This window comes from Bariatricus sp. HCP28S3_A4, from assembly GCF_052066395.1.
Taxonomy (GTDB): Bacteria; Bacillota; Clostridia; order Lachnospirales; family Lachnospiraceae; genus Allocoprococcus.
Map to the genome: position 1 here is coordinate 46,196 of NZ_JBQHSE010000025.1, position 7,240 is coordinate 53,435.

Consider the following 7,240-nt stretch of genomic DNA (forward strand, 5'->3'; position numbering starts at 1 on the left):
TTAGGATAAAAGAGGGACAAAGATGCTATTATTCTCGACAATTCTTGAAATTGAAAATAAGCTGACAAAGGATGATTTTATTCGGCTGGTCATAGAATGGAACCAGAATGGCCATCCATCTAGTGTCATTGCCGATATCGAGTGGAACGGGGAAAGAAATATCCGTTTCGAGGATGCCAATAAATGGCTAGAGATACAGGAATATCGCAACAAAAATATAATTGCGGTACGTTATGAAAAAAGGGAAGAAGATGGTGCGGTTTGGGACACAGACTACATCATGAATTTTAGTTCCATGAAAATGGCGGTCAGATTAGATCGTAGCTATATGGAAGAATCTCTGACAGTCGATGCGAAGTTCTATACCCCGTTTTTTATATCTCTTCTGATTGACAGGGGATACATAAAGAAGGATGGTAATCTCGAAATAAGACGTAGGCCACTGATGATTACGGATGAAAATCTGGATCTGCTTGTTAATGTTATCAATGGTAAGTCGAAATACAGATTGCCTGTGGTAATAATAACAAAGACCTTTTATGATGAGGATCCGGTTGACGTAGCAAAGCTGTCTAAAGAACTAAAGGGTGTAGCTCATGTATTTGTACAGGAGACTAACTGCACCAATCCGAAAATTAAAGAAATGTGCGATGGTCGTAATGAGTACTATGGTGCAATCGGTATATATCATCCGAATCCGGTTATTGGCCACCGCAGATACCTATACAGAATGTCAGAGGGAATAGATACTATCCTCTCTGAGAAGGTTACCAAGACCGTGATGCAATATAGCAACACTCAACTGGTAGGACCTTTGTTTACGTGGTTTGGTGTTAACAATGCAATTCTGCAGGATCGGTTAACTAGTAAGCGAGCTGAAAATGCTGAAGCTGAAGCTGGCAGAAGGATGGCTATGTATGAGCTGCTTATGCTGAAGTCCGATCTGGATCAGAAGAAAGAGAGCATGCGACAGCAGGCATTGGAAGAGGCAAAGGCTGAGGCAGATGCCATTCTTGATGGATTTGAAGCAGACCTGCAGAAAAAGGATAGCGAGATTGAAAGGCTGACAGGTGAGCTTGAGAAGAAAGAACGAGAACTATCTTGGCTGAAAGCAAAGATGGATTCTATGACTCAAGTTCCAATAATATATGCAGGAGACGAAGATGATTTTTATCCGGGTGAAGCTAAAGATTTTGTTCTGTCCGCTGTAAGAAGAGATCTTGCTAAAACTGAGCAGAGAGCTGCGGAAGCAAAGAGACTTCTTAGGAACTATTCTAGAATGACCCCAAAGATACGAAAAGGACTAGAGGATATAGGTTTCATATTCGATAAATCAGACCATCAAAAAATAAAATATTATGGGGATGATCGATACACCGTTATTTATGCCAGCACTTCGAGTGATCAAGGCTGCGGTGGAGAGAATAACGTACATACTACAATAAAGAAAGCGTTCTGATTTTAATATAATCAGAGATGTTAGAATGGAGGTAAATATGGCAGCTATTAATGATGACGTATATTTTATGGTTGATAAATATGACCAAGAGGCGGTTAACCTGATAAAAGAAGCATTCGGAGAATGTGAGGCTGTGGAGGAAGAAAGCTTTGCTGGAGGAGCGGTCATTGTTTTTATTGTTTCTTCTGTAATTGCATTAGCAAATACTAAAGCAGCAAAATCAATTATTGATGGATTGTTTGAGAAGGACAAAATTAAGGTTGAGTATAACGGAATTAAAATTGAAGGATCTTATGATAATGTCCAGGCAACAATAAGAAGAATTCAGAGAGAGGAACGCTCTCATGGTGGAAATCAATAAATATCTCAACAGATATACATTACTGCACAAACCTACGTACACTAGGTTAAGAGAAATCATTGAAGGTTTTCCTCAAGTGATAAAGGGTAAATATGAATCCAGGTTTGTTGAAATATATAGTGCTTCCATTTTCCCAAGAATAATCAAGTTAAATGGTGAACAATATATTATCATAGATCATCACTTTGAAAATCTATTTGCCCATTATTCTTTAGCATATCTATGCGAGGTGGGTAGAATTAATGCTAACATTGATAACGAGTATTTACGACATATAATGAAAAGCCTTATACTGTTATCGCAGGCAAGTCTACAAGAGGAAATACCAAGTTTAGCTTTAAGCTTTGCACAAGAATATGTAAATAGCGGGGCTTTTTTGGGAAGATATGATTCGCTTCTCAATTTATCGGGGAAGGATGAGGCTCTGAATGAGGTAGAGATTTTTTCTAATATGTTTACTATTCTTCATGAAATAGGTCATCTCAGGTACAATGATCTGCAAGAAAATGAAAACGGTTTTTTGGGGTTTCGTGAAATGTTGAAAAAAACAGTCGAATTTGATAGCTCAGAAAGCAGTCAAGATATTATCAACATGCTTATAGCATTGAAGGCCGATAATAAGACCGATACTGAGGAATTGTATTGTGATCTGGTAGCTGTTTTGGAATTAACAGATGTGATCGAAAAAGTATTTGGCTCTACTATGAGTAGCAGAGAAAAAGCGACAATTACGATAGAGGCTGTCATGTTATCGATTGGCTTTCAAGCACTATTAATTCAGAATAATCTTTACTGGAAACTAATGTATTATCAACGGAAAGGACTGAATGAAAAAGCTGGAAAAGTACAAGGGATGATAGAAAAGAAATTTAATCAACTGCAGATAAGAGGGTCGTTCATGTATACTCTTGCTCATGGGATTATTTGTAGAAAGCATAAAATGGATTATACAAAAAGCTATTTTTTGCGGTCTTCTGCTTTTGATGATGTTTCTTTTGAAATGTTTCAGCTTTACGCAGACAGGATATTAAACCGTGCCCTATGGTATGAACAAAACTATTCAATTGAGAAAATGAAGGAAACCAGAAATAAATTACTGAAATGGAGCTAGTAATTTGATATGTTCCCACGAACGGAAGTATACTTGGACATGTTCCCACGAACGGAACTAGCCAGTGGATATGTTCCCACAAACGGACGTTGGCAATGGATATGTTCCCTAAAACGGAAGTACCATATAATTGGCTTGGGGCGACATTCATACCATTGTCTCAAGCCATGTGGAGACGGTATGTTTGCTGAGTAGGGCGAAATAACTATTTGGCAAAAGGGTAGAAATACGTTACAATATAAGGGAACTTTGCGACTTAAGAGGGGTAAGCAAAAGCCTTGGTTTTATGTGGAAAAGCGGAGTTTTCACTTCGCTTTTTTTGATGGCATAGTTACAAATATAGATGAAAACAGTGAGGGTAAAAACAGCATTGTATATGGAAACAGAAATGTATGTTTGAGTTTGTTTGTTAAATATATACGGAAGGAGAATAATCGTGGCAACAAAATGGAAATTGGAAGATGATGTGAACGATTATGTGAAAAGTACACTTGAGGCATTAGGATTAAAAAATTAGTGGATTATAATGTGGAATCAGGAATGTCTGATTATATGAAAGAAGCTTTGAAGGGGTCTGCTAAGACAAAAAATAAAAGTAATTTTGGGAAGCCAGATTTTCATGTCGAAAAATATAAAATACCAGTTGTAATAGAAGATAAGTTGGGTGGAAATAAGTTGATTTCTAGGACAAAAGCTGGTTTGAAAATGGATGAGAAATCAATAAAAAACTATGCTGTGAATGGTGCCGTTTATTATGCACAAAATATGATTGCATCTGATAAATATTCAGAAGTAATTGCAATAGGAATAGCAGGAGATAATGAAGAAAACGTTGAAATTGATGTGTATTATGTTTTTGCATCTTCAGCTACACCAAAACATATGAACGAGTACAAAAAATTGGATTTTTTGGAGAGTAGGGATAGTTTTGAGAGTTTTTATGAAGATGCGGTTTTAAGTGAAGAAGACAAACATCGGATTTTGATTGCATCACAGGTGCAATTACAAAAGCATGCAAATTGTTTGAATTCATTGATGAATAATCATAATATTCCTGTGGATCAGAGAGTCGTATATGTTTCGGGAATGTTATTAGCGATGCAAGATATCATTGATTATGATGGAAATAGAATAGATGTAGGGCTTGTTCCAGATGATTTGAAAGGAATTCAGACAGCTACTAAAAGAGATGGGGTAAAAATAGTAAATCAAATTAAGGAATATTTGGAACAAAAAGAAATACCGCAGCAAAAGAGAGAATTAATGTTAGGTTCTTTTAGAGAATCTATATCGTTGGATAGTGACAGAGATATAGTTATTGAATTGGATAAGCAGGTATCGACTTTGCTGAGCGAAAAAGCTTCTGTTACAAAACAAATCTTTGTTTATATATATGAAAATGTATATTTGGCAATTGATGGAACAGCAGGTCATCTTGATATAATGGGAGAAATGTATAGTGTATTTTTAAAATATGCTCTTGGAGATGGCAAAGAGATTGGAATTGTACTTACACCACCTTATGTTACAAAAATGATGGCAGAAATACTTGGTGTGGACAGGAATTCTAAGGTAATGGATTTGGCTACAGGTAGTGCTGGATTTTTGATTGCTTCAATGGAAATTATGATTCAAGATGCGGAACATGTGTATGGAAAAAAGACGTCCCGAGCAGAAGAAAAGATTAAAAAAATAAAAAAAGAACAATTATTAGGGATTGAGTTGAATGCGAAAATGTTTACGTTGGCTTCAACTAATATGATATTACGAGGAGATGGTTCTAGCAATATTCAAAAAGGGAGTTCTTTTGATAGACCGAAAGCTTTATATGACAGTTTTAGCGCGAATAAGTTATTGCTCAATCCGCCGTTTACTTTTGAAGAAAATGGGATGCCATTTATGTTACATGGATTGAAAAATATGGAAAAGGGTGGAAAGGCAGCAATAATTATTCAAGACTCAGCAGGAAGTGGAAAAGCAACGAAATCAAACTTGGAGATATTGAAAAATAACCGTTTACTGGCAAGTATTAAAATGCCAGTCGATACTTTTCAACCGTCTGCAGGAGTCCAAACATCAATATATGTATTTGAAGCAGGCACACCTCATGATTATGCAAATCATCTTGTAAAGTTTATTGATTTTAGAAATGATGGTTGCAAGAGAACAAAAAGAGGACTTTTAGAAATAGATAATCCTACAGAACGTTATCAGGATATTATTAAAATTTATAATCTGGGATTAAATGCTGATAAAAATCCGGATTTTCATACGGAATTATGGGATTTGGATAAAATATTTGTTGAAGATTTAATAGATGAGTCTGGAAACGACTGGAATTTTGAAAAACATCAAGTGATTAATACAATTCCGTCAGAAGCCGATTTTATGAAATCTGTTAGTGATTATCTTTCGTGGGAAATCAATCAATTGATATGTGGAGGGAGAACATATGACTATTTTTAAGGAAAAGAAATTATCAGATGTTCTTAATTGGATTCCTAATATTAAAAGAATAAAGCCAATAGATATTAAAAGGTATACAGTAGAACAAGGCGAAAAGTATCCTTTTTATGGGCAACAGTTGATTAATAATGGGGTGGTAGATTATATTTCAGTTGATGAACGGTTCTTAAATAATAAAGAAAAGAATGTATACTTACTTATTGCGTCAAATAACCATTCTATTAGCATTGTCACAACACCATTTTATATAAAAGAAGACCATGCAGCAACTAGTACTTTGGGGCATCCTAGAGTGACCGTGAAAAGTGCATTATATATAAAAGGGAGTATACAAAAAGTATTTGATACATCATTTGACTATAATGCTAAAGCATTACAAGGAATTTTGCAAAATACAAAGGTGACTTTACCGTGTTCTGATGAAGATTCAAATGAGTTGGATTGGAAATATATGGAGTTGTATGTTGACGAGTTGAAAAATAAGAACATTAAGCAGATTAAAAAGTTTTTGTCTGACAAGGGATATGAAGGTGTAGAGAATACAAACTTAAAGGAAGAAGATTATGCTATTTTAGAAAAAAACAAAAAGATTCAGTTTCAATCATTTGGTTTGGGTGATTTGTTTGATACTATAAAAAGGGGAAAAAGAATTAAGTCTTTAGATAGAATTGAGGGAGAATTACCTTTCTTCACGGCAGGGGTTGAAGGCATGGGTTTTTCTGATTATATAGGAAATGAGGAGGCAGAAGTATTCCCTCAAAATAGTTTGACAATTGATATGTTCGGCAATACTTATTATAGAGGATATAAGTATGGAGCAGATGACCATGTAACAATACTTTATCATTCAAATAATATATATAGTAAAAGAGTGTTACAGTATATGCAAACTCAAATAAATCATACATTACACAATAAATTTAGTTATTCGCGGAATTTTTATCCTTCAGACGCGTATGATGTTGAAATAAAATTGCCAATTATTAAAAAAGATGTGATTGACTTTGTGTTTATTGAAAATTATATGATTATTATAGAAAAGAAGATACTTAATACTTTGCTTAATAAAATATAGGGGGCTATCAAATCTCTACAGACTTTTCAACTAAAGACCGTCGCCCCCTCAAACACGAATTTTCGCAGAATTAACGAGGGGGGATACCCAGGTATGAGCGATATAGGCAAAATAAGTGGAAAACAGATGATTTTTTCCAATATAGTTTTGTTATTTTGTTCCGATTTTCGCTTAAAAAGGATACGAAAAGTGGTAGAAAAACGTCTTGTTTTTATTATATTATTTAACAGAAGAAAATCGGGTTTATGATATGTATCGGGTTACCGCCGTGGCGGTAGCCCATATTTTTTACGGCATTTTTATTGTTTTCACGGCTTCTGGTCGGATGAGCATTCCATCGAGTCGTTCATGTGCTGCGTATCCTATTACGCCTTCATGAACGTAAAGTTCTGTCAGGACTTTTACGGAGAGAGGCTGTCTGATAAGAATCCAATAATAGGATAAATCTCCGAATGCAATCGGCATGGTACTGGTACATATCCCCATTCATCAAGGATAAGCAGATCCTGATTGTTCAGATCATTACGGAGTCGCTCAAGCGTACCATTCTTCCGTGCTTCTGAGAGTTTTAATACAAGCTCTGTTACCGTATAAAATCTGGTTTTATATCCCAACATACAGGCTTTGATACCTGCAGCTATCGCCATATGTGTTTTTCCAACTCCTACAGGTCCATACAGCACGAGATTCTGCTTCTGATTTATAAAACTGACATTTTCCAGTTCTTCTTTTGTGAGTGCTGGTGGAAGCTGCACCTGTTTATATGAA

The 7,240-nt window shown here is 35.5% G+C and carries 7 protein-coding genes; 5 read left to right on the forward strand and 2 right to left on the reverse strand.

What is annotated here, in order from left to right; translation table 11 throughout:
* Nucleotides 1-22 precede the first annotated feature (22 nt).
* The 5 genes from ACTNBF_RS12330 to ACTNBF_RS12350 all read left to right on the forward strand — a co-directional run bounded on the left by ACTNBF_RS12330 (nucleotide 23) and on the right by ACTNBF_RS12350 (nucleotide 6,472).
* A complete protein-coding gene (locus tag ACTNBF_RS12330; RefSeq protein WP_441089361.1) occupies nucleotides 23-1,459 on the forward strand; it encodes a hypothetical protein in 1,437 nt (478 codons plus the stop codon).
* 37 nt (nucleotides 1,460-1,496) lie between these two features.
* Entirely contained in the window at nucleotides 1,497-1,820 is a 324-nt protein-coding gene (locus tag ACTNBF_RS12335) for a hypothetical protein (protein ID WP_441089362.1), read from the forward strand.
* Nucleotides 1,804-2,931, forward strand: coding sequence for a hypothetical protein (locus ACTNBF_RS12340; protein WP_441089363.1), 1,128 nt, complete (start codon nucleotides 1,804-1,806; stop codon nucleotides 2,929-2,931). The genes ACTNBF_RS12335 and ACTNBF_RS12340 overlap by 17 nt, the downstream gene beginning before the upstream one ends.
* A gap of 516 nt (nucleotides 2,932-3,447) precedes the next feature.
* Nucleotides 3,448-5,397, forward strand: a complete 1,950-nt coding sequence (locus ACTNBF_RS12345; protein WP_441089364.1) for an HsdM family class I SAM-dependent methyltransferase — start codon at nucleotides 3,448-3,450, stop codon at nucleotides 5,395-5,397.
* Nucleotides 5,384-6,472, forward strand: coding sequence for a hypothetical protein (locus ACTNBF_RS12350; protein ID WP_441089365.1), 1,089 nt, complete (start codon nucleotides 5,384-5,386; stop codon nucleotides 6,470-6,472). Before ACTNBF_RS12345 ends, ACTNBF_RS12350 begins: the two co-directional genes overlap by 14 nt.
* Nucleotides 6,473-6,760: 288 nt before the next feature.
* Here the strand turns inward: ACTNBF_RS12350 and ACTNBF_RS12355 are convergent, their stop codons facing one another.
* Together ACTNBF_RS12355 and ACTNBF_RS12360 are read right to left on the reverse strand one after the other, a co-directional pair.
* Complete coding sequence (locus ACTNBF_RS12355; protein ID WP_441089366.1) at nucleotides 6,761-6,958, reverse strand: phage major capsid protein; 198 nt, start codon at nucleotides 6,956-6,958, stop codon at nucleotides 6,761-6,763.
* Nucleotides 6,874-7,240 (reverse strand): ATP-binding protein (locus ACTNBF_RS12360; protein ID WP_441089367.1); only part of this gene is annotated, 367 nt, incomplete at its 5' end. The genes ACTNBF_RS12355 and ACTNBF_RS12360, both read right to left, overlap by 85 nt.